This is a genomic window from Nocardia concava NBRC 100430 (genome assembly GCF_000308815.1).
GTDB classification, from domain to species: domain Bacteria; phylum Actinomycetota; class Actinomycetes; order Mycobacteriales; family Mycobacteriaceae; genus Nocardia; species Nocardia concava.
The window spans coordinates 31,898-51,503 of sequence record NZ_BAFX01000004.1 but is presented as its reverse complement, the minus strand read 5'-3'; the positions used below and the strand labels follow the sequence as shown (position 1 = coordinate 51,503).

Sequence of the window (19,606 nt, the reverse complement as noted above, 5' to 3'; positions counted from 1 at the left end):
CGGCCCGACCTCGAGTCCCGCACGCGCGCGAGGCCCTTGCGCGCGGTGCGGGGGTCCCGCCGCCCGTCCCGGAGTCCCCTTCCTGGCGGGCGGTCGGGGGTCTCAGGCGGCGCGCACCTGCGGGGAAAGACCCCACTCGCGCGCCAGCAGGCGGTGGGAGTTCAGCCGGTCGGCATGGTCGAAAGTGACGCTGGTGACCACGATTTCGTCCGCGCCGGTGAGCTTGCGCAGGGCGTCCAGGCGCTCGGCGACGGTGCCCGGGGAGCCAACGAACTGAGTGGTGACCCGATCGTCGACCAGGCGGCGCTGCTGATCGGACAGCGGCGGCGCGGTAGCGGGATCGAGGTACTCGGCCGCGCCCGCGCCACTGCGGATGCTGTACACCCAGTGGCCGTAGGTGGAGGCGAGATGCTGTGCGGTGGCGTCGTCCTCGGCCACCACCACATCCGCGGACACCACCAAGTACGGCCGCGGGAAACGCGCGGACGGACGGAACGCCGCCCGATACGCCTCCACGGTCTCGACGATGGTGCCCGGCGACACGTGGTAGTTCGCCGCGAACGGCAGCCCCAATCGCCCTGCCAGCTGGGCGCTTTCGCCGCCGCTGCTGCCGAACAGCCAGGGCTGGATGTCCGCGCCCTCACCGGGGACGGCGTGCAACTCCACGCCGTCGGGCGAGACGTAGCTGCCGTCCAGCAGCGCCAGGATGTCCTCGACCTGGTCGGTGTAGGGCAGCGGTTGCGCACCCGGCAGGTGCAGCGCGCTCAAACCCGCTCGCACCCTGGAGAAGTCGAGCAGCTGGCCGGGGAAGAACGGGGGCGGGATCACCACGCCGTCGCGCACCTCGGTGGGCCGATCGGGCGCGGGCACCGGCGGGACGCCCGCCGACCGCACCTGCTCACCGCGGTGGCCGGAACGGCCCAGCCCCAGGTCCAGGCGGCCCGGATACAGCGCGTCGATGGTGCCGAAGGCCTCCACCACCGAGATCGAGGTGTGGTGGCCGAGCTGCACGGCCGCCGACCCTACGCGAATGGATTCCGTCGCGGCGGCGATCAATCCGATGAGGGTGGTCGGCGCGGCGCTGGCGACCCGCACGAAGTGGTGCTCGGCGACCCAGAAACGGTGGTAGCCCAGGCGTTCGGCGTGCCGGGCCAGGTCGATGCTGTTGCGCAGCGCCTGCTGCGCCGTCGACCCGGCGCTGATGGGGGCGAGGTCCAGGACCGATAGGGGGATGCTCATGCCGAGTGCTCCTTCCGCGGATCGCGCTCGCCCGCTTCGACGGCCACCGGCAGCCGGTTCTCGGCCGGGGCGATCGGGCAGGTGGCGTAGTCGGTGAACGCGCACGGCAGGTTGACCGCGCGATTGAAGTCGAGGACCACGGCGCCGTCGGCGGCGGGGCGGGACAGATCCAGCCGCCGCGCACCGCCGTAGGTGGTGACGCCGCTGGTCGCGTCGGTGAACAGCACGTGCAGGCCGAGCGCCTCGCTGCCGAAGACGACCAGTCGACGCGCTTCGCCGTCGAGCTCGAAAGTGACCGTGCCCGCGGCCTTGTGATGGTGCTCGAGACCCTCGACCACCGCGCCCGTGGTCACGGTGCGCGCCTCGGCGAAGGGCTCGAAGCGGCCGGTCACCGTCCAGGACGGATTCGGCTCGTAGGCCGGGATTTCCGTGAAGGACAGCAGCGTCGCGGACTCGGGATCGTGAATGCGCAGGGCGAACTGGCCGGTCCGGCGGATCACCTCGATGACCCGCTCGCCGGTGCGGACCTCGAGGCCTGGCGCGCCCTCGCCCGGGGTCAGCACGGCCGAACCGGTGAGCTCCTCGCCGTCCAGGCGCAGCGACTCGGCGTCACCGGATTCGACTGTGACATAGACGTTCTCACCGTCGGCGCGCCAGCGGCCGGGAATGCCGTCGACGGTCTCCTCCTGCTCCCCGAGCCAGTGCAGTCCGGTCAGGCTCAGCCAGCCCAGCGGTTGCCGCGCCCAGGCGGCGCGCTCGGCGCGGAAGGTGGCCCACTGCTGGTCGAATTCGGTGGTGGCTGCGGTCATGAGGCGCGTACTCCTTCGGTGCTGTGGTGGGGGTGGCGCAGATTCAGGTGGTCACGCAGGGTCGAGCCGGTGTACTCGGTGCGGAAGCTGCCCAGCGCCTGCAGTTCCGGGACGACCCGGTCGACGAATTCGTCGAGGCCGCCCGGGGTGAGATGCGGGACCAGCACGAAACCGTCGGCGGCATCGGACTGGACGTAGTGGTCGATCTCGGCGGCCACCTGGGCTGGCGTGCCCACGAACTGCTGGCGGGCCGTGGTCGCGATGATGAGCTCGCGAATGGACAGGTTCTCGGCGGCCGCCCGGGCGCGCCAGGCGTCGGCGATGGCGCGCGGATCCTTGGCGTGGCGGACCCGGCCGCGGGTGATGTTCACGTCCTCGGCGGGATCGATATCCGGCAGTGGGCCGTCCGGATCGTAGGCGGAAAGGTCCTGGCCCCAGACCTGTTCGAGGAAGGCGATAGCGGTCTGCGGCGTCACCTGCTGGCGGCGGATGTGGCGGGCGCGCTCCTGCGCGTCGGCGGCGGTATCCCCCAGCACGAATCCGGCGGCGGGCAGGATCTTCAATTCGTCGCGACCGCGGCCGTACTTGGCGAGCCGGTCCTTCACATCGCGGTAGAACCGCTGACCGTCCTCGAGTTCGCCGTGCGCGCTGAAGATGACATCGGCCGTGGCGGCGGCGAATTCGCGGCCCTCGTCGGAATCCCCGGCCTGGATCTGCACCGGATAGCCCTGCGGGCTGCGCGGCAGCACGAAGCGGCCGTCGATATCGAACTGGTCGCTGGTGAACCGGACCTCCGGCACCGGCCGCGCGAAGATCCCGCGCTCCCGGTCGATCACGAGCACGTCGGCGGGCCAGCTGTCCCACAGTGCGCGGGTGGCGTCGACCACCTCGCGGGCGCGGGTGTAGCGCTTGGCGTGCTCGAGATAGCCGCCGCGCCGGAAGTTCTCGCCGGTGAAGGCGTCGGAGGAGGTCACCGCGTTCCAGGCCGCGCGACCGCCCGAGAGATGGTCCAGGGTCCCGAATTGCTTTGCCAGCTCGAAGGGTTCGTTGAACGTGGTGTTGATGGTGCCCGCGAGGCCGAGCCGGGTGGTGACCGCGGCCAGCGCGTTCAGCACGGTGAAGGTGTCCGGGCGGCCGACCACATCCAGGTCGTGGATGCGGTCGCGGTGTTCACGCAGCCGCAGGCCCTCGGCCAGGAAGAAGAAGTCGAACAGCCCGCGCTCGGCGGTGCGCGCCAGGTGCACGAAGGACTCGAAGTCGATCTGGCTGCCCGAGTCCGGGTCGGTCCACACCGTGTGGTGGTTGACGCCCGGGAAGTGGGCGGCCAGGTGAATCTGCTTGCGTATCCGATGATCCGGCATGGTGCCTCCTAGGCGTCGGCGTAGCGGCTGACCGGTCGCGGCAGGCCCAGCCGCGCGCGCAGGGTCGGGGTGAGGGCGGGCAGCTGCCGCAGCGCGGCGGCCAGGGCCAGCGGGCGCAGCACCACACCGTCGGCGGCACAGTCGCTTTCGACGCGGTGCAGGATGTCGCGCAGTTCGGCGGGGGTGCCGATGTGGAACACCGTCGCCGGGGCGGGTGTCGCGATCCAGTCCTCGAGCTCGGCGACCTCGGCGGCGGCCGCGTCCACGGTGCCGGCCAGGTGGACGTCGAGGTCGAGCAGCACGGCGACCCGGTTCGGATCGCGTCCGGCCGCGGCGACGGCCGAGCGCAGTTCGGTGCGGATGGCGGCGGCGGACGCGAGATCCGTTGCGGCGATCCGGATCAGATCGGCGCGGTGCACGGCCACGCGGGCGGAGTGCGGATCGGCGGCGCGCACCGCGACCAGCGGCTGCCCCTGCGGCGGGCGCGGTGTGATCGAGGGCCCCTTCACCGAGAAGTGCTCACCCGCGAAATCGATGTAGTGCAGCTTGTCGCGGTCGATGAAGCGGCCGGTGGCCCGGTCGCGGATCTCGGCGTCGTCCTCCCAGCTGTCCCACAGCCGGGTCACCACCTCCACCGCCTCGTCGGCCTCGTGCCAGCGGGAGCGGTCGTCCTGCTCCGGTTTCCGGCCGAACAGGGCCGATTCCCCGGCCGAGACGGTCACCTCCCAGCCCGCCCGGCCCGCGGTGGCGAAGTCCAGGCTGGCAATGGCCTTCGAGAGATGGAAGGGCTCGGTGTGGGTGACCGAGGCCTGCGGGACCAGGCCGATGCGGCGGGTCTCGGCGGCGGCCCGGGCGGCCACGGCCACCGCGTCCAGCCGGCCTAGCGCACCGGCCGGCTGCAGGGTGAAGGCATCGGGCAGGAACGCGAGATCGAATCCCGCGTCCTCCGCGGTGCGCAGGGCCTGCACCCAGTAGTGGGCGTCGAAGAGTTCCTCGGCGCGGGAGTCGGCGCGGCGCCACGAGGCCGGGTGCGCACCGGTGCCGGACAGTTCCAGGCCCAGCAGCAGCGGAGTGGGATGCGGCATCACGCCGTCCTTTCGAGCGGAAGGGGGACCTCGGGCTTGGCCGCCCGGGGCACCGCGGCGAGCAGCTCGCGGGTGTAGTCGTTCTGCGGATCGCCGAAAAGCTCTGCCGTCGTGGCTGTTTCGACCACGCAGCCCTGGCGCATGACGGCCACTCGATCGGCCAGCCGCCGGACCACCGCCAGGTCGTGGGAGATGAAGAGGTAGGCCAGGTCCAGTTCGGCCTGCAGGCGTTCGAGCAGGTCGAGGATCTGGGCCTGCACCGAGACGTCCAGGGCCGAAACGGGTTCGTCGAGCACCAGCAGATCCGGGCGCAGGGCGAGGGCGCGGGCGATGGCGACGCGCTGCCGCTGGCCGCCGGAGAGTTCGGCGGGGCGGCGATCGAGATAATCCGTTGGAAGCGCGACCTGCTCGAGCAGTTCCGCGGCCTTGGTGCGCCGGGTCCGGCGATCACCGATTCCGAACGCCTGCAACGGTTCCGCGACGATCTTGCCGACCGACAGCTTGGGGTTCAGCGAGACGTAGGGGTTCTGGTAGACGACTTGGATCCGGCGGCGCAGGGCACGCAGACCGGAGCCGCGCAGACCTGTGATGTCCTGACCGTCGAAGGTCACCGTGCCCGCATCGGGTTCGGCGAGCCGGGCGAGGATGCGGGCGGTCGTGGACTTGCCCGATCCGGATTCGCCCACCACGGCGAGGATTTCGCCGCGATGGACCTCCAGCGAGACGTCATCGACGGCGGTCACAGTGAAATCCCTGGTCACCCGGAAGGACTTCCGCAGTCCGGTCGCCGACAGCAATGGGGTCGCGTGTTCGCGGACGGGGCGCGGCCGCTCCTCATGGTCCAGGCTCGGCGCGGCGGCGATCAGGCGTTTGGTGTATTCGTGCTGCGGATTGCCGAGAACCTCTGCCGCGGTGCCGGTTTCGACGATCACGCCGTTCTGCATGACCGCGATCCGGTCCGCGCGCTCGGCCGCCACCGCCAGGTCGTGGGTGATGAGCAGCACCGCCGTCCCCGATTCCGCCGTACGCCGGGCCAGATGGTCGAGAATGCGGCGCTGCACGGTGACGTCCAGCGCGCTGGTCGGCTCATCCGCGATGACCAATTCCGGCCCGCAGGCCAGGGCGATCCCGATGAGCACCCGCTGCCGCTGACCGCCGGACAGATCCTGGGGATACTGCCGCGCCCGCAACTCCGGGCGGTCCAGTCCGGCCTGCTCCAGAATCCGGACGGCCTCGAGGCGGGCCGTGCGGCGATCGGCGCGGCCGTGAATGCGCAGCACCTCCGCCACCTGATCGCCGATGCGCAGCACCGGGTTCAGCGAGGTGCCCGGATCCTGCGGCACCAGTCCGATGCGTGCCCCGCGAATCCGCTGCAGGGTCCGCCGCGACGCACCCTCGATCCGCTCCCCCGCGAAGGTGATCTCCCCCGCGGTGATCCGGCCGCCATTGAGCAGCCCGATCACCGAATGCGCGAGAGTCGACTTGCCCGAACCGGATTCGCCCACCAGCGCCACGGTCTCCCCGCGCTCCACCGTCAGCGCGACACCCCGCACCGCGGCGGTGGTCCCGGTACTGCCCAGGTACTCGACCTGCAGCCCCTCAATGCTCAGCAGGTGATCGGTCATCGGACCCCGTCCTTCTGGAGGGCGCGCGCGATGCGCTGGGTGGACAGCACCAGGACGACGATGACCAGACCCGGCAGCGTGGTCATCCACCAGGCGGTGGCCAGGAAGGCGCGGCCGTCGGAGACCAGTGAGCCCCATTCCGGCGTCGGCGGCACCGCCCCGTAGCCGAGGAAGCTCAGCGTGGCCACGAACAGCACCGCGACGCCGAAGTCGACGGCCGCCAGCGCCGCCACCGGCAGATAGGCATTGCGCAGGACATGACGGAAGAGCACGGTGTGCCAGCGCACGCCCGACGCGAAGGCCGCCTCGACATAGGGCGCGCGCCGCACCCGCAGCACCTCGCCGCGCATCACCCGCGCGAATCTGGCGATCAGCGAAACACCCACGGCGATGGACACATTGCGGGTGCCGAGACCGAGCACCGTGATCATGGCGAGGGCGACCACCAGATCGGGGATGGACAGCATCACGTCCACCACCCGCATCAGCGCGGTGTCCACCACCCCGCCCGCCGCGCCCGACACCAGGCCCAGCAGTGAGCCGACGACCAGCCCGAGCAGCACGGCGAACACGGTGGCGCTCAATGACAATCCGGTGCCGTGCACGACACGTGTGTACAGGTCCCGGCCGAGATTGTCGGTTCCGAACCAGTGCTGGGCACTGGGACCACGCAGCTTCTGCGCCGGGATACCGCGCAGGGGGTCGCGACCGGCGAAGACCGATGGCGCGACCGCCCAGGCCAGCACAAGCAGCACGACCGCTCCGGCGATGATCAGGCCGAGCCGACGGCGGGCCCACGACGCCGCGTCGCGGACGGAAATCCCTTGGGCCCGAATCGGTTCGTGAACCAGGACCGCCGTGTCAGACATCGGAGGCTTCGTCGTCGGCGGGCCAGTAGGCGAAGCCGGGATCGAGCATGGGGTGGGTCAGGGTGATCACCCGCAGCTGCGAGCGCGGCCCGGACGGGACGCGCAGCCGCTCGCGCAGGTTCCGGATCAGGTGGCGGGGCAGGCCGTCAGGCATGAGCGCGCTCCTTCCGCGAACCCCGTTGCACCACACGGGGATCCAAGAGTGGGTAGGCGAGATCGATGAGCAGGTTGACGGTGACGAAGACCAGCGCGGCGAATACGACGATGCCCTGCACCACCGGAATGTCCTGATGCAGCACCGATTCCTGGGTGAGCCGGCCCAGTCCGGGTCGCGAGTACACGGTCTCGGTCACCACCGAGCCCGCCAGCACCTGGCCCACCCAGAGACCGGCCACGGTCAGGGCCGGGGTCGCGGCGGGACGCAGCACATGGCGCAGCTGCACCCACCAGCGCGAGGCGCCCTTGGCGAAGGCGACCTCCACGAACGGCTGCCGCCAGGTGGCGACCAGACTGCTGTAGAGCACCTGCGCGATGACCGCGCCGACCGGAATGGCGAGGGTGACCGCGGGCAGGATGGTGCCGGTGAATCCGGTGCCGCCGATCGCCGGAACCAGCCGCAACCGGAACGAGAACAGTTGCAGCAGGAGCAATCCCACCCAGAAGGCGGGCATGGACGCCCCCACCGGCGGCAGCGCGGTGAGCACCCCGCGCAGCCAGGGTCGCTCGGTGTAGGCGGCCGCCAGGGCGAGCGCCGTGCCGCCCAGCACCGCCAGCAGCAGGCCGAAGGTGGCCAGCACCAGGGTGGAGGGCAGCGCGTCGGCGAGCGCACCGGTGACGGTCTGGCCGCTGAAGATCGAATGGCCCAGGTCGCCGCGCACCGCGTGGGTGAGCGCCGTCCAGTACTGCGCCCAGAGCGGTTGATCCAGGCCGTATCTGGACCGCATCTCGGCGATGGCCGCCGCGTCCACGGGGGTGCCGGTGGCGGCATTGGCGGCCATGTCCACCGGGTCGCCGGGCAGCAGGTAGAGCACCACGAACGACAGCGAGAACGCCGCCCACAGCACACCCACCGCCTGCAGCACCCGTCCGATCACATAGCGGCCCATGGGATTACCGCTTCAGCCAGGTGTCGTGGAACTGGAGCCGGGCCGAGGCCTCGAACTTCACCCCGGCCACGTTCTTGCCGACGCCGATGGCCTGCGACAGTTCGATGGTCGGAATCCACAGGCCCTGGTCGAGCACCGCGGTCTGGGCCTCGCCGATGATCTTGGCGCGGGCGGTGGGGTCCGTGGCCGAAAGCTGCTGAGACAGCAGGGTATCCAGCGGTTCCGTGGGTCCACTGCGCGCGTTCAGGTTGCGCTGGTTCACCGCGAAGGTGGTGCGCAGGATGTCACCGTCGGCGCGGGTCGAGTTGTAGTAGTTGAAGTCGAAGTCCTTGTTGTTCTGGCGCACATTCGATTCCGCCACCGACAGCGGCTCCAGGCGCAGATCGAACCCGACGGCCTTCAGCTGCTGCTGGGTCAGTTCGAGAATGGCCTGGTTGCCCGCGAACACCGGCGCGAAGATGACGCTCGCGGACAGCCGCTGGCCGTCCTTGACCCGGATGCCGTCCGGGCCGGGCACCCAGCCCGCCTGGTCGAGCAGCTTCTTGGCGGTGTCCGGGTCGTACTTCACCCGTGCCGAAAGATCCGCGTATCCAGGGGTTTTCGAGGCGAGGACACTCGTGGCGACCTTGAACTGCGGACCGAGCACGGTGTCCACCAGTTCCTTGCGATTGATCGCCGGCACCAGCGCGGCCCGCACCGCCGGATCACGCAGCGGACCGCGGGTCACATTCGCCTGCAAGCCGAACGGGACACCGGGGTTGGCGGTGAACTGCACCCGGCCGCCGCCCGCCTCGATCTGCCCGATGTCCTGCGGTAGCGCGTCACTGATCGCGTCGAGCTGACCGGAGGCCAGGCTGCCGGTGCGGACACCCGATTCGGGGACCACCGTGAACACGATCTTGTCCAGGTAGGCCTCGCCCTGGCTCGCGAAAACAGCGGAGCCCCAGGTGTATCCGGACCGCTTGGCCAGCGTCGCGGAGGCGTTCTGCTTCCATTCCGCGTAGGTGAACGGGCCGCTGCCGATATTCGTCCCCAGGCAGCGCTCGTCGGCCGATTTCGCGACCGTGGCATCGGATTGGATGCCCAGCTGCGGCGTCGAGGTCGCCTGCAGGAACTGCGCGTTCGGCCCGGAGAAGTCCACCCGCACCGTATGCGGGTCCACCACCGTGCTGCCGGTGTATCCGACCAGATAGCTCGCGCCCAGCGGGGCCTTGGCGCCGCCGAGGGCGACGATGGAGTCCAGGTTCTTGCGCACCGAGTCCGCGGTCAGCGGGGTGCCGTCGCTGAAGGTGATGCCGTCCTTCAGATGGAAGGTGAAGGACTTGGCGTCCTGCGAAACCGTCCAGCTATCGGCCAGCCACGGCTTCAGCGCACCGGTCTCCGGATCCTGGTCGACGAGCGAGTCCACGATCTGCCGGGTGACGTAGATGGTCTGATTCGTCGCGGACTGCGCCGGATCCGAGCAGGTCGGGGCGACCGAGAGGCCGTAGCGCAGGGTGCCGCCCGCCTGGGGCGGACCGGCGGGCTCGCCATTGCCGCCGCCATTGTCACCACCGCCACCGCAGGCGGCGAGGGTGAACGCGGCGGCGACCGCGCCCGTTGCTGCGATAGCACGTTTCATTGGGGATCTCCGAAGTCGTAGCGGTCGGCTCCGAGCGGACGGCTCGGAATGCGGCGGCGCAGTTCGGGCGCGACCTCGGCCTGGAAGAGTTCGAGGCTGTCGTAGTGCTGGGCCTCGGTGCGGCCGTCGGCGTCCGCGTTCAGGTGGATCACCTCGTGGCCGAACCGCTCGTGGTAGCGGCTCACCTTGTCCAGCACCTGCTGCGGGCTGCCGATGAGGGCCGAGGACCGCTCGGCGAAGTCCTCGACGGACTCGAAGACGATGGGCACGTCGAATTTCCGTGCCACCGCCTGCCGTGCCTCGAAGATCGGCCGGTACAGGTCCAGGGCCTCCTGCGAGGTGCGGGTCACCAGGAAGCCCGCCGTGCCCGCGCCCACCAGCGCCTGCGCCGGATCGTGGCCGTATGCGGCCCAGCGCTCCCGATAGTGGTCGATGAGTTCGGCGTACGAGTCGATCGGATACGTGACGTTCGCCGAGAACAGCGGATCCCCGTGCTGCGCCGCGTAATCCGCGGATTCGCGGCTGGTGGCGCTGCCGTGCCAGATGCGCAGGCGCGGCTGCAACGGCCGGGGCAGCGCCTTGGCCTCGGTCAGCGACGGCCGGAACCGGCCCTCCCAGGTGACGTTGTCGCTGTCCCACAGCTTGCGGAACAGCTCGTAACCCTCGCGATTGCGATCCCACTGGTCATCGGTGGTGACGTGGAACAGCTTGGCCTGCGCCGCGCCGTTGCCCTTGCCGATGATCAGTTCGAGACGGCCGTCGGAGAGATTGTCCAGCGTCGAGTAGTCCTCGAAGGCGCGCACCGGATCCAGCAGGCTCAAGGTGGTGACGCCGGTGAACAACGCCAGCCGCGAAGTGACGGCGGCGATATGGCTGAGCACCACCGGCGGGGCCGCGGAGATGAACGGATCCTCGTGCCGCTCCCCCACCGCGAAACCGTCGTAGCCGAGGTCCTCGGCCAGCCGCGCGCTGTCAACCACGCGGCGCAGGCGCTGGCGCGGCGACTCGGTGACGCCAGTGACGGGGTCGGGCGTGTGCGTAATGAGTGTCAGGAGCAGGAATTTCATGCCGGAACCGCCTCCGCGTCCGCGTCGGCGACCAGGTACTTCTCGAAGGGATGCACGTAACCGACCTGCTTCTTCACGTCGCGCGGCAGCGCGGTGTAGCCCGCGGCCAGGTACAGGGCGACGGCCTCGGGTTGGCGCGGGCCCGTGGTCAGGTAGATCCGCCGATACCCGCGCCGCAGGATCTCGGCCTCCAGCTGCTCGAGCACGAATCGCCCCAGACCCTGGCGCCGATGCTCGCTGGCGGTCCAGATCCGTTTCAGCTCGGCCGTATTCGCGTCGTAGCGCTGGAATGCGCCGCCCGCCACCGGCTCTCCGTTCTCCACAACGATCAACAGGTCACCGTGCGGCGGGGCGAAGTGGTGCGCGGAATATCCGGTCAGGTCCGCGTGCACCTCGCCCGGGGTTCCGCCGTAGCGGCCGCTGTACTCGATGGCCAGCTCCGCCAGCAGCGGCGCAGCCAGCGGATCATGCTGTGCGACATGGAATACGGTGCGCGACACGCTCATCCCTTCTTCTTTTTCGGAAGTCCGGGCGGATTGATCCGGGACTGCTGCACGGACTCGGAGCTCAGGCCCCAGCGGTCGAGGACCTGCTTGTAGGTCCCGTGGTCGATGGCGTACTGGATGGCCAGCTGTACCGGGCCGATCAGGCCGTTGTCCTTGCGGGTCATCGCGGCGATCTCGGCCTGCAGCGCGTCGCCCGCGCCGGACCAGGTGGTCAGCACCTTGGTGCCGGTGGTCGCGGAGTGGTACTGGGCCGACGGATTGGGGCCTACGTACCCGTCGATGCGGTTGGAGGACAGCGCCAGGTAGTAGTCCGACGCCTGCTGGTAGTAGGCGAGTTCGAACTTGGGCAGGCCCTCGGCCACGTTCTGGTCGTTCCAGGCGACCAGGAGCTGTTCCTGATTGGTGCCCGCTGTGACGCCGATCTTCTTGCCCGCCAGCGACTTCCGGTCCTGGTAGGTCCAGGTCGAATCCTTGGGCGCCTCGAGGGCGATATTGTCCAGGCGGTACGTGGCGAAGTCGTACTTCTCCTTGCGCTCCTCGGTGACCGTGGCATTGCTGACCATCAGGTCCGCCTCGCCGGAGTCGACCTTCACGAAGTTCTGGGCGAAGTCGCCATTGCGGCGTTCCACCTTCAGGCCCAGGATGTCGCCGATCAAGATGGAGAAGTCGACCTCGGAGCCGACGACCGTGCGATCGTCGGTGGCGTAGAAGCCCAGCGGCGGCGTCGAACCCGCGGTACCGGTCACCACCAGCGTGCCGCGATCGCGAATGGCCTGGGGAACCTGCGCCGCGATCGAATCCACCTTGGCGGCGTGGATCCGCCCGGACTGTTCCGGGGACAGGTCATAGGTCAGACCGTTCACGCTCCGGGTCTCCGAGGTGCCGCCGTCGCCATTGCCACACGCGCTCGCGAACAGTCCGAGAACGGTGAGAGCGGCCAGTGCGGTGATCCGTCTGCGACGGCTCCTCGCCAGAGACATGGGCGGTTCCTTTACCTAATGAAGTGCGTCAGAGCACATGTGCGAGAAAAGCTTTGGTGCGCGGATGCGACGGGTTGTCGAGCACCTGCGCGGGCGGACCCTGCTCGACGATGCGGCCGGCGTCCATCAGCACCACGGTGTCGGCCACCTCGCGGGCGAAACCGATCTCGTGGGTGACGACCACGAGCGTCGAACCGCCGCGCGCGAGATCCTTGATGACATCGAGGACCTCGCCGACCAGTTCGGGATCCAGCGCGGAGGTGGGCTCGTCGAACAGCACCACCTCGGGCCGCAGCGCCAGCGCGCGGGCGATCGCCACCCGCTGCTGCTGGCCGCCGGAGAGACGGCTCGGATACTCGTCGGCCTTGTCGGCCAGGCCGACCCGCGCCAGCAGCTCCAGCGCCTCGGCGTTCACCTCGGCCTTGGAGCGGCGCTGGGCGGCCACCGGGGCGAGCGCCACATTCTCCCGAACCGTCAGGTGCGGAAAGAGATTGAAGTTCTGGAAGACGAAGCCGATGCGCGCCCGCTGCCGCAGGATCTCGCGCTCGCGCAGCTCGTAGAGCTTGTCGCCCTTGCGGCGGTAGCCGACCAGTTCGCCGCCCACCCGCACGGTGCCGCCGTCCACCTGCTCCAGGTGGTTGATGGTGCGCAGCAGCGTCGACTTGCCCGAACCCGATGGGCCCAGGATGACGGTGACCTCGCCGGTGCGCACGGTCAGATCGATGCCGGACAGGACTTCGTTGTGGCCGAAGGACTTTCGGATCCCGCGCAATTCGATGGCGAATTCACTCATCGGTTTCCCCACTCATCGGTTTCCCTTGGAGTAGTGCCGCTCGATATAGAACTGAATGACGCTGAGCACGGTGGTCAGCAGGATGTACCAGACCGTGGCCACCATGAGCAGCGGCACCACCCGGCCATTGCGGCCGTAGATCACCTGGACCTGATAGAACAGCTCGGCGATCGCCATGACCGACACGATCGAGGTGCCCTTGAAAAGACTGATCACCTCATTGGCGGCATTCGGCAGAATTCCGCGCATGGCCTGTGGGGCCACCACCGTGAAGAATTGCCGATGCCACGGCAGGCCCAGCGACCGCGCCGCCTCCCACTGCCCCTGGTCCACCGAAATGATCCCGGCGCGAATGATCTCCGCCGAATACGCGGCCTGATGCAATGCCAAACCGATGACGGCGGCGGTGAATCCGCTGATCACGCCATTGGTCTCGAACCGAGCGAACTCCGGCCCGAACGGAATCCCCAGCGACAGCGTCTTGTACAGATACGCCAGGTTGAACCAGAACAGCAGCTGCACGATCAGCGGAATCGACCGGAAAGCCCAGACGTAGGCCCACGAGATGGCCCGCAGCACCGGGTTCTTCGACAACCGGCCGATGGCCAGCCAGATCCCGATGAAGAAGCCCAGCAGCGTGCCCCAGAAGGTCAGCTCCAGGGTCACCTTCAACGCCGACAACACCGACGCCGCGGTGAAGTACTGCGTGAAAGTGCCCCAGTCCCAACCCGGATTGGTGATCAGCCCGTGCGCGAACTGCGCCACCAGCACCAGCGCGACCGCCGCCGTGACCCACCGCCACGGGTGGCGGGTGCGGACGACCGGCAGGTCGCCGTCATCGTGTTCGGTCGCCGCCGACTGCGCGGGAACCGCCAGGGTGCTCATGAGAACCGACGATACGAATCCTGCACCGCGCTGTCGCCGGTCCCGATCAGGCTGAATTCAATTGGGCAGCAGTGGATTTCCCGGACAAAGCGCGGAAATCACTACGATGGAACACCAGCGGCTCGGACTCCGCGCTGGCGCTCACCCGATGCACCCGCAGCAACACCACGGCATGATCCCCCGCCGGAACCTGCTCGTACACCGAGGTTTCCAGCCAGGCGGTAGCCCCCGCCACGAACGCCGCGTTCCCGTGCCCGGACCGCAACTCCACATTCCGGAACCGATCCCCCCGCCGCGAACTCAACCCCCGAGCCGCCGGCTCCTGCTCACTGCTGAGCAGACTCAACCCCAGCCGACTCGCCGTCTCCAACTTGGGCCAGGTCTCCGACGAGTACTGAATGCAGATCGACACCAACGGCGGATCCAGCGAAACCGGCACGAACGTACTGGCCACCAACCCATACGGCGTCCCGCCGATCCGGGCACACACCGCCACCACCCCGCTGGGGAAGTGCGCGAACGTACGTCGCAGATCGGCCCCATCAACGGATGCAAGCGCGGCAGCCGCGCCGTGAATCGAGGTTATCTGGCCCAAAGACCCATTGGTCAGCTCGCCCATCAACCCAGTGCAGCACCGCGCGTCGCCCGCCGACAGGGTTGGGCTCACGCCGAATACAAAAACGAAAACCCGCCCGGTCACGATCGACCGAGCGGGTTGTCCCGATGAGGTGGTGCTGATTCCTCGTGTACCCCTTGGCGCTTACTTGGCCTGAACCTTCGGTCCGGTGATGGTGATGAAGTACTGAGCGGCGGCCGCGATGGCCACCGGAGCGGTGACGAACAGCTGGCCTGCGATGGTACCCAGGAAGCCCACGGCGCCCGCGCCGACGAGGCAGCCCGCGCCCGCAGCGCCGAGCAGCGGCACGAACATGGCGAACAGGATGCCCGCCGAACCGATGGTGGCGAGGCTGGCAGCGACACCGGCGCCGACGATGCAACCCAGGGCCGCACCGCCGAGACCGCCGACCAGGGTGGCGATGGTGGCACCCAGGCTGATCTCGTCCTTCATGCGGTTGAAGGCAGCCTGCTCACGGTCGTAGTCCGACTTCCAGGGAGCCTGGTCCTCGTACGGCAGCGCAACATCCTTGGCGACCGGAGCGTAGGTCGCGTGGTCCATATCGATCTGCGGGGTCAGAGTGGCGGTGTGGTCGGAGATGTCCGCGACGACCGGGAACTCGAAGTCCTCGATGCGCACCTTCAGCTCGGTGCCCGCGACGGTGGTGCCGTCGGCTGCCTTGATCTTGAAGACACCATTCTCGTTCACCAGCGACCCGGAGTCGGTACGGATAACCGTGCTGGTGTCGGTGAGGTTGGCGACGAAGTTGATGCCGTTATCGGCCGGAGCGGCCGGAGCAGCGTGGACGGTCCCGGCGGTAATGCCCAGAGAGGCGATCACCAGGGCCGAGGTCGCGGCGAATTTCTTGAGACGCATGTATGTGGAGTTCCTCTTCAGATGAGCAGTTGCGTTCCAGGGGACAAGGTCAGGTGTGTCCCCTGGAACGCAGTGATCGAATCTGGTCACCACAAACGCAATGCGGCATTTCGGTTGTCAACCGATGAACTTCTGCCCATCGGTTGCCAAGTGGGCTACTTCGCCGGAGTGAAGGGCTGATTGATAGTCGTGAAGTATTGAATCGCAGCGGCAATTGCAACCGGAGCCGTGACGAACAATTGGCCGGCGAACGTGCCGACGAATCCGACTGCGGCCGCGCCGATCAGGCAGCCTGTACCCGCGGCACCCAGCAGCGGCACGAACATCGCAGCCAGGATGCCCGCCGAGCCGAGGGTGATCAGCGAGGCTCCCACGGTACCTCCGACCAGGCAGCCCAGTGCCGCACCGCCCAGCCCGCCAACCAGCGTGCCGATGGTGGCGCCCGCGCTGATGGTGCTGGTCAATCGGTTCCAGGCGGCCAGCTCACGCTCGTACTGGCTCTTCCAAGGGGCCTGATCCTCGTAGGGCAGCGCCACCGGCTTGTACACGGCGTGCGACTGATCGAGCTGCGGAGTAAGAGTAGCGGTGTGATCGGAGATCTCCGCGGCGACCGGGAACTCGAAATCATCGACCCGGAACTTCAATTCCGCACCCGCGACGGTGGTTCCATTGGCCGCCTTGATCTTCAAGGTGCCGTCCTCGACCACCAGCGAACCGGCATCGGTCCGGATGATCGCACCCGTATCGGTGACCTGGCCGGTGTAATTGACGGCGCCGTTGTCGGTCGGGGCCGGAGCTCCGTAAGCGGTACCCGCCGTCACGCCGGTCGCCGCGATCACCAAAGCTGCGATCCCGGCGAATTTCCTCATCTTCATTCTGGTACTGCTTCCCTGCCGAAAACTGAACTGTCGGCGGCAAGCATTAAGCAACCTCACAGGTTTCTGGAGGTTAAAAACCAGGTTGATTCGATAGGCCGGGAGTGACCTCGGTTACTTCGCCTTGGCGGCGGCCTTGGCCTGTTTCTTGAATTCCCGTACCTGCGTGAGGGATTCGGCGTCGGTGACGTCGGCGACCGAGCGGCGCGAGCCGTCCTCGCCGTAGGCGCCCGCCGCCTCACGCCAGCCGGTGGCCGTCAGGCCGCGCTGTTTGCCCAAGAGCGCCAAGAAGATTCGCGCCTTCTGGTCGCCGAAACCGGGCAGCTTCTTGATCCGCTTCAGCACTTCCTTGCCGTCCGGATCACCGTCGGTCCACAGCGCGGCGGTATTGCCGTCGTAATTCTCGACGATGTAGCGGGCCAGCTCCTGCACCCGGCGGCCCATGGACCGGCCGTAGCGGTGGATGGCGGGCGGGGTGGCGGCCAGCTCCTCGAATTCCTCGGGGTCGGCGGCGGCGATCTTGTGGATATCGAAGCCGCCCATGCGGTCGGCGAGTTTCCATGGACCCCGGAATGCGTGCTCCATGGGGAACTGCTGATCCAGCATCATTCCGACCAACAAGGCGAAATCATCGGTCGAAAGCAGCTCGTCGGCATCGGATTCCTGCGCAATACACAGCGTGCGGCTCACCATGCGTCGATCATCCCATTACTCGTGGGTCGCCGTGACACGGGTCACCCGGAGGACCGGAAAAGACTAGGCTCGGCGCATGCCCGACACCATGGCTAATTCTTCAGTGCGAACCGCGTCGCAACCTGACGCAGGGGCCGGACTGCGACCGGACCGTTTCGACCGTGATGGACAAGATCAGCTCGTCGACGTCAACGATCTACAGGCGGCCCTGCCGGGTATCCGGCGGCTGCGGGCCTGGGCCCATGACGCCCTGGCCACCCGCCCCGGCGAGAGCGCCGTCGATATCGGCTCCGGCACCGGTTCGGAGGTGCTGACCTTCGCCGACCGGGTCGGCCCCACCGGCACCGCGCTCGGCGTGGAACCCGATCCGGACCTGCTCCTCGCCGCCGAACGCCGCGCCGCCCAGGCCGGGTCCGGCGCCACCTTCGTCAGCGGCGACGCCTACGGCCTGCCCGTCGGCAGCGAGAGCTTCGATGTGGCGCTGTGCGAGCGCGTCTTCCAGCATCTGACCGCACCCGCCCGCGCGGCCGGGGAGATCGCCCGCGTGCTGCGCCCCGGCGGCCGCGTGGTGGTCATGGACAGCGACTGGGGCACGGCCATCGTGCATCCCGGCGACCGGCACGTGGTGCACGAGGTCATCGAGACCATGATCGCCGGCACCACCAACCCGTTCGCGGGCCGCCGCCTGGCCGGACAGCTCACCGCCGCCGGACTGGTCGTCGACGACATCGCCTCGCACGCGCTGATCCAGGACGGCAGCATCGGCGCGGGCGCGCTGGTGGCGCGGGTCGCCGATCGGGCCGTCGCCCGCGGCTCGATCAGCAAGGCCCAGCGCGCGCAATTGCTGGCGGACCTGGAGGCCGGTGCGGCCAGCGGTGACGTCCACCTGTCGGTGACCATCTTCGCCGTGCTGGCGCACAAGCCGAACTGACCAAAACGCAAGGGCCGCGCACTTTTTCGAGTGCGCGGCCCGTCGCTTTCGGGGGTCGGGGGCGAAGCCCCCTGAGAGTCCGAGAGTTGGTTACAAACTCATGAGCTTCTCGGAAGCCGCGAGCAGCACGCAGGTGGCCAGGCCGTCCATCGCCTTCTCCAGTTCCGCCGTGGAGGGGAAGCTGGGCGCGATGCGAATGTTCTTGTCCTCCGGGTCCTTTCCGTACGGATAGGAGGCCCCGGCGGGCGTCAGCGCGATGCCCGCGTCCTTGGCCAGCGCCACGATCTTGCTCGCGGTGCCCTCCAGCACATCCAGGCTGATGAAGTACCCGCCCTTGGGCTCGGTCCAGGACGCCACCTTCGACGCGCCGAGGCGGTCCTCCAGGATCCGCAGCACCAGCTTGAACTTGGGCTCGAGGATCTCGCGGTGGCGCTGCATGTGCGCGCGCACGCCCTCGGCGTCCTTGAAGAACCGCAGGTGCCGCAGCTGGTTCACCTTGTCCGGGCCGATCGTCTTCTTGCCCAGGTGCTTCAGGTACCACTCCACATTGGCGGTGGAGGAGCCGAAGAAGCTCACACCCGCGCCCGCGAAGGTGATCTTCGAGGTGGAGGCCAGCACGAACACCCGGTTCGGGTGCCCGGCCTGCTCGGCCATCCCCAGCACGTCGAGCACCGGCTCGGCGGTGTCGGTAAGCGGGTGCACCGCGTAGGCGTTGTCCCAGAACAGGCGGAAGTCCGGCGCGGCCGTGGGCATCGAAACCAGTTCCCGGGTAACGGCTTCGGAGAAGGTGATGCCGGTCGGGTTGGAGTAATTGGGCACCGCCCACATGCCCTTGATGCTGGGATCGGAGGCCACCAGCTCCGCGATCAGGTGCGTGTCCGGGCCGTCACCCTTCATCGGGATCGGGATCATCTCGAAGCCCAGCGCCTCGGTGATGGCGAAGTGGCGGTCGTAACCCGGGACCGGGCACAGGAACTTGAGCACCGGCTCGTCGACCCAGCGGCGCACCGAATCCGCGTTGCCGTGCAGCATGGTGAAGGTCAGCAGATCGTTCATGATCTCGAGGCTGGCGTTGTTGCCGGCCAGCAGGTTCGAGACCGGAATGTTCAGCAGCTCACCGAAAATGGCGCGCAGCTCCGGCAGGCCGTGCAGGCCACCGTAATTGCGGACGTCGGTGCCGTTGGCGTCACGGTAGTCGGCGGCGCCCGGCAGTTCGAGGAGCTCCCGCGAGAGGTCCAGCTGCTCGGGCGAGGGCTTACCCCTCGTAATGTCCAGCGTCAGCTTCTCGGTCTTGAGCTTCGCGTAGTTCGCGGTCTGCGTCTCGTGTTCCGTCGCGAGTTCCGCATGGCTCATCAAACCGAATTGCGTCTGCCGAGGCATCTGACAGCCTTTCCAATGGCGTGGGATGTGTGTCCAGGGTTGCGCTCAGCGCGAACCCAACCGCTCACGTTACTAGGAGGCATCGCCGAATCGGCAGGGATATATATGAAAGGGGACCCAGCGCACCCGGCAGAGCCCGTTGACCCTTGCTGCCTTCCGGCCCTGGGGGAGTTCACAGGATGCGCGCCGCGCTGGATCCGTCGGCCAGTGTAGCGGCTCACCGAGACCTGTGCCGCCCGGGGTCGATACGATGCCTGCGATACGCGGGGGCACCCGCTCATTTCCGGAG

At 68.4% G+C, this 19,606-nt stretch carries 20 protein-coding genes and 1 other RNA gene; 1 reads left to right on the top strand and 20 read right to left on the bottom strand.

What is annotated here, in order from left to right:
• Positions 1-102: 102 nt before the first annotated feature.
• The 18 genes from ON43_RS01170 to ON43_RS01090 all read right to left on the bottom strand — a co-directional run bounded on the left by ON43_RS01170 (position 103) and on the right by ON43_RS01090 (position 17,006).
• Positions 103-1,239 carry an LLM class flavin-dependent oxidoreductase gene (locus tag ON43_RS01170; RefSeq protein ID WP_040802519.1) on the bottom strand — a complete coding sequence of 379 codons (1,137 nt, stop codon included), beginning with the start codon at positions 1,237-1,239 and terminating at the stop codon, positions 103-105.
• Positions 1,236-2,048, bottom strand: a complete 813-nt coding sequence (locus ON43_RS01165) for a DUF1684 domain-containing protein (RefSeq protein ID WP_040802517.1) — start codon at positions 2,046-2,048, stop codon at positions 1,236-1,238. The genes ON43_RS01170 and ON43_RS01165 overlap by 4 nt, the downstream gene beginning before the upstream one ends.
• Positions 2,045-3,409 (bottom strand): NtaA/DmoA family FMN-dependent monooxygenase, encoded by a 1,365-nt coding sequence (locus tag ON43_RS01160; RefSeq protein ID WP_040802515.1) that lies wholly within the window; start codon positions 3,407-3,409, stop codon positions 2,045-2,047. The genes ON43_RS01165 and ON43_RS01160 overlap by 4 nt, the downstream gene beginning before the upstream one ends.
• A gap of 8 nt (positions 3,410-3,417) precedes the next feature.
• The gene (locus ON43_RS01155; protein ID WP_040802513.1) at positions 3,418-4,494 is read right to left on the bottom strand and encodes an LLM class flavin-dependent oxidoreductase; all 1,077 of its coding nucleotides are present in this window, start codon (positions 4,492-4,494) and stop codon (positions 3,418-3,420) included.
• Positions 4,494-6,119, bottom strand: coding sequence for a dipeptide ABC transporter ATP-binding protein (locus ON43_RS01150; RefSeq protein ID WP_040802512.1), 1,626 nt, complete (start codon positions 6,117-6,119; stop codon positions 4,494-4,496). The genes ON43_RS01155 and ON43_RS01150 overlap by 1 nt, the downstream gene beginning before the upstream one ends.
• Positions 6,116-6,988: an ABC transporter permease gene (locus tag ON43_RS01145; protein WP_040802510.1), complete on the bottom strand. Its 873-nt coding sequence runs from the start codon at positions 6,986-6,988 to the stop codon at positions 6,116-6,118. Before ON43_RS01145 ends, ON43_RS01150 begins: the two co-directional genes overlap by 4 nt.
• A complete protein-coding gene (locus ON43_RS44550; RefSeq protein WP_157513862.1) occupies positions 6,981-7,142 on the bottom strand; it encodes a hypothetical protein in 162 nt (53 codons plus the stop codon). Before ON43_RS44550 ends, ON43_RS01145 begins: the two co-directional genes overlap by 8 nt.
• Positions 7,135-8,094, bottom strand: coding sequence for an ABC transporter permease (locus ON43_RS01140; protein ID WP_040802507.1), 960 nt, complete (start codon positions 8,092-8,094; stop codon positions 7,135-7,137). Before ON43_RS01140 ends, ON43_RS44550 begins: the two co-directional genes overlap by 8 nt.
• 4 nt (positions 8,095-8,098) lie before the next feature.
• Entirely contained in the window at positions 8,099-9,715 is a 1,617-nt protein-coding gene (locus ON43_RS01135; protein ID WP_040802505.1) for an ABC transporter substrate-binding protein, read from the bottom strand.
• Positions 9,712-10,782, bottom strand: a complete 1,071-nt coding sequence (locus tag ON43_RS01130; RefSeq protein ID WP_040802503.1) for an LLM class flavin-dependent oxidoreductase — start codon at positions 10,780-10,782, stop codon at positions 9,712-9,714. The genes ON43_RS01135 and ON43_RS01130 overlap by 4 nt, the downstream gene beginning before the upstream one ends.
• Positions 10,779-11,288, bottom strand: coding sequence for a GNAT family N-acetyltransferase (locus ON43_RS01125; RefSeq protein WP_040802501.1), 510 nt, complete (start codon positions 11,286-11,288; stop codon positions 10,779-10,781). Before ON43_RS01125 ends, ON43_RS01130 begins: the two co-directional genes overlap by 4 nt.
• A complete protein-coding gene (locus ON43_RS01120; RefSeq protein ID WP_040802498.1) occupies positions 11,285-12,268 on the bottom strand; it encodes an ABC transporter substrate-binding protein in 984 nt (327 codons plus the stop codon). Before ON43_RS01120 ends, ON43_RS01125 begins: the two co-directional genes overlap by 4 nt.
• 28 nt (positions 12,269-12,296) lie before the next feature.
• The gene (locus tag ON43_RS01115) at positions 12,297-13,061 is read right to left on the bottom strand and encodes an amino acid ABC transporter ATP-binding protein (RefSeq protein ID WP_040802496.1); all 765 of its coding nucleotides are present in this window, start codon (positions 13,059-13,061) and stop codon (positions 12,297-12,299) included.
• Between the two features lie 12 nt (positions 13,062-13,073).
• Positions 13,074-13,946 (bottom strand): amino acid ABC transporter permease, encoded by an 873-nt coding sequence (locus ON43_RS01110; protein WP_083913075.1) that lies wholly within the window; start codon positions 13,944-13,946, stop codon positions 13,074-13,076.
• Positions 13,947-13,992: 46 nt separating this feature from the next.
• Positions 13,993-14,565, bottom strand: coding sequence for a flavin reductase family protein (locus ON43_RS01105; RefSeq protein WP_083913076.1), 573 nt, complete (start codon positions 14,563-14,565; stop codon positions 13,993-13,995).
• 141 nt (positions 14,566-14,706) lie between these two features.
• Complete coding sequence (locus tag ON43_RS01100) at positions 14,707-15,438, bottom strand: DUF8020 domain-containing protein (RefSeq protein WP_040802494.1); 732 nt, start codon at positions 15,436-15,438, stop codon at positions 14,707-14,709.
• 155 nt (positions 15,439-15,593) lie between these two features.
• The gene (locus tag ON43_RS01095) at positions 15,594-16,313 is read right to left on the bottom strand and encodes a DUF8020 domain-containing protein (RefSeq protein WP_040802492.1); all 720 of its coding nucleotides are present in this window, start codon (positions 16,311-16,313) and stop codon (positions 15,594-15,596) included.
• Between the two features lie 114 nt (positions 16,314-16,427).
• Positions 16,428-17,006 carry an HhH-GPD-type base excision DNA repair protein gene (locus ON43_RS01090; RefSeq protein WP_083913074.1) on the bottom strand — a complete coding sequence of 193 codons (579 nt, stop codon included), beginning with the start codon at positions 17,004-17,006 and terminating at the stop codon, positions 16,428-16,430.
• 76 nt (positions 17,007-17,082) lie between these two features.
• On the opposite strand from ON43_RS01090, the gene ON43_RS01085 reads away from it, so the two are divergent.
• On the top strand, positions 17,083-17,937 hold the full coding sequence (locus ON43_RS01085) for a methyltransferase domain-containing protein (RefSeq protein WP_083913073.1): 855 nt from the start codon (positions 17,083-17,085) through the stop codon (positions 17,935-17,937).
• Positions 17,938-18,027: 90 nt separating this feature from the next.
• Here ON43_RS01085 and ON43_RS01080 read toward each other — a convergent pair whose 3' ends face one another.
• Positions 18,028-19,317 carry an aspartate aminotransferase type Ic gene (locus ON43_RS01080; protein WP_040802490.1) on the bottom strand — a complete coding sequence of 430 codons (1,290 nt, stop codon included), beginning with the start codon at positions 19,315-19,317 and terminating at the stop codon, positions 18,028-18,030.
• Positions 19,318-19,424: 107 nt separating this feature from the next.
• An RNA gene (gene ffs / locus ON43_RS43305) (signal recognition particle sRNA small type) lies at positions 19,425-19,519 on the bottom strand.
• Positions 19,520-19,606: the final 87 nt, after the last annotated feature.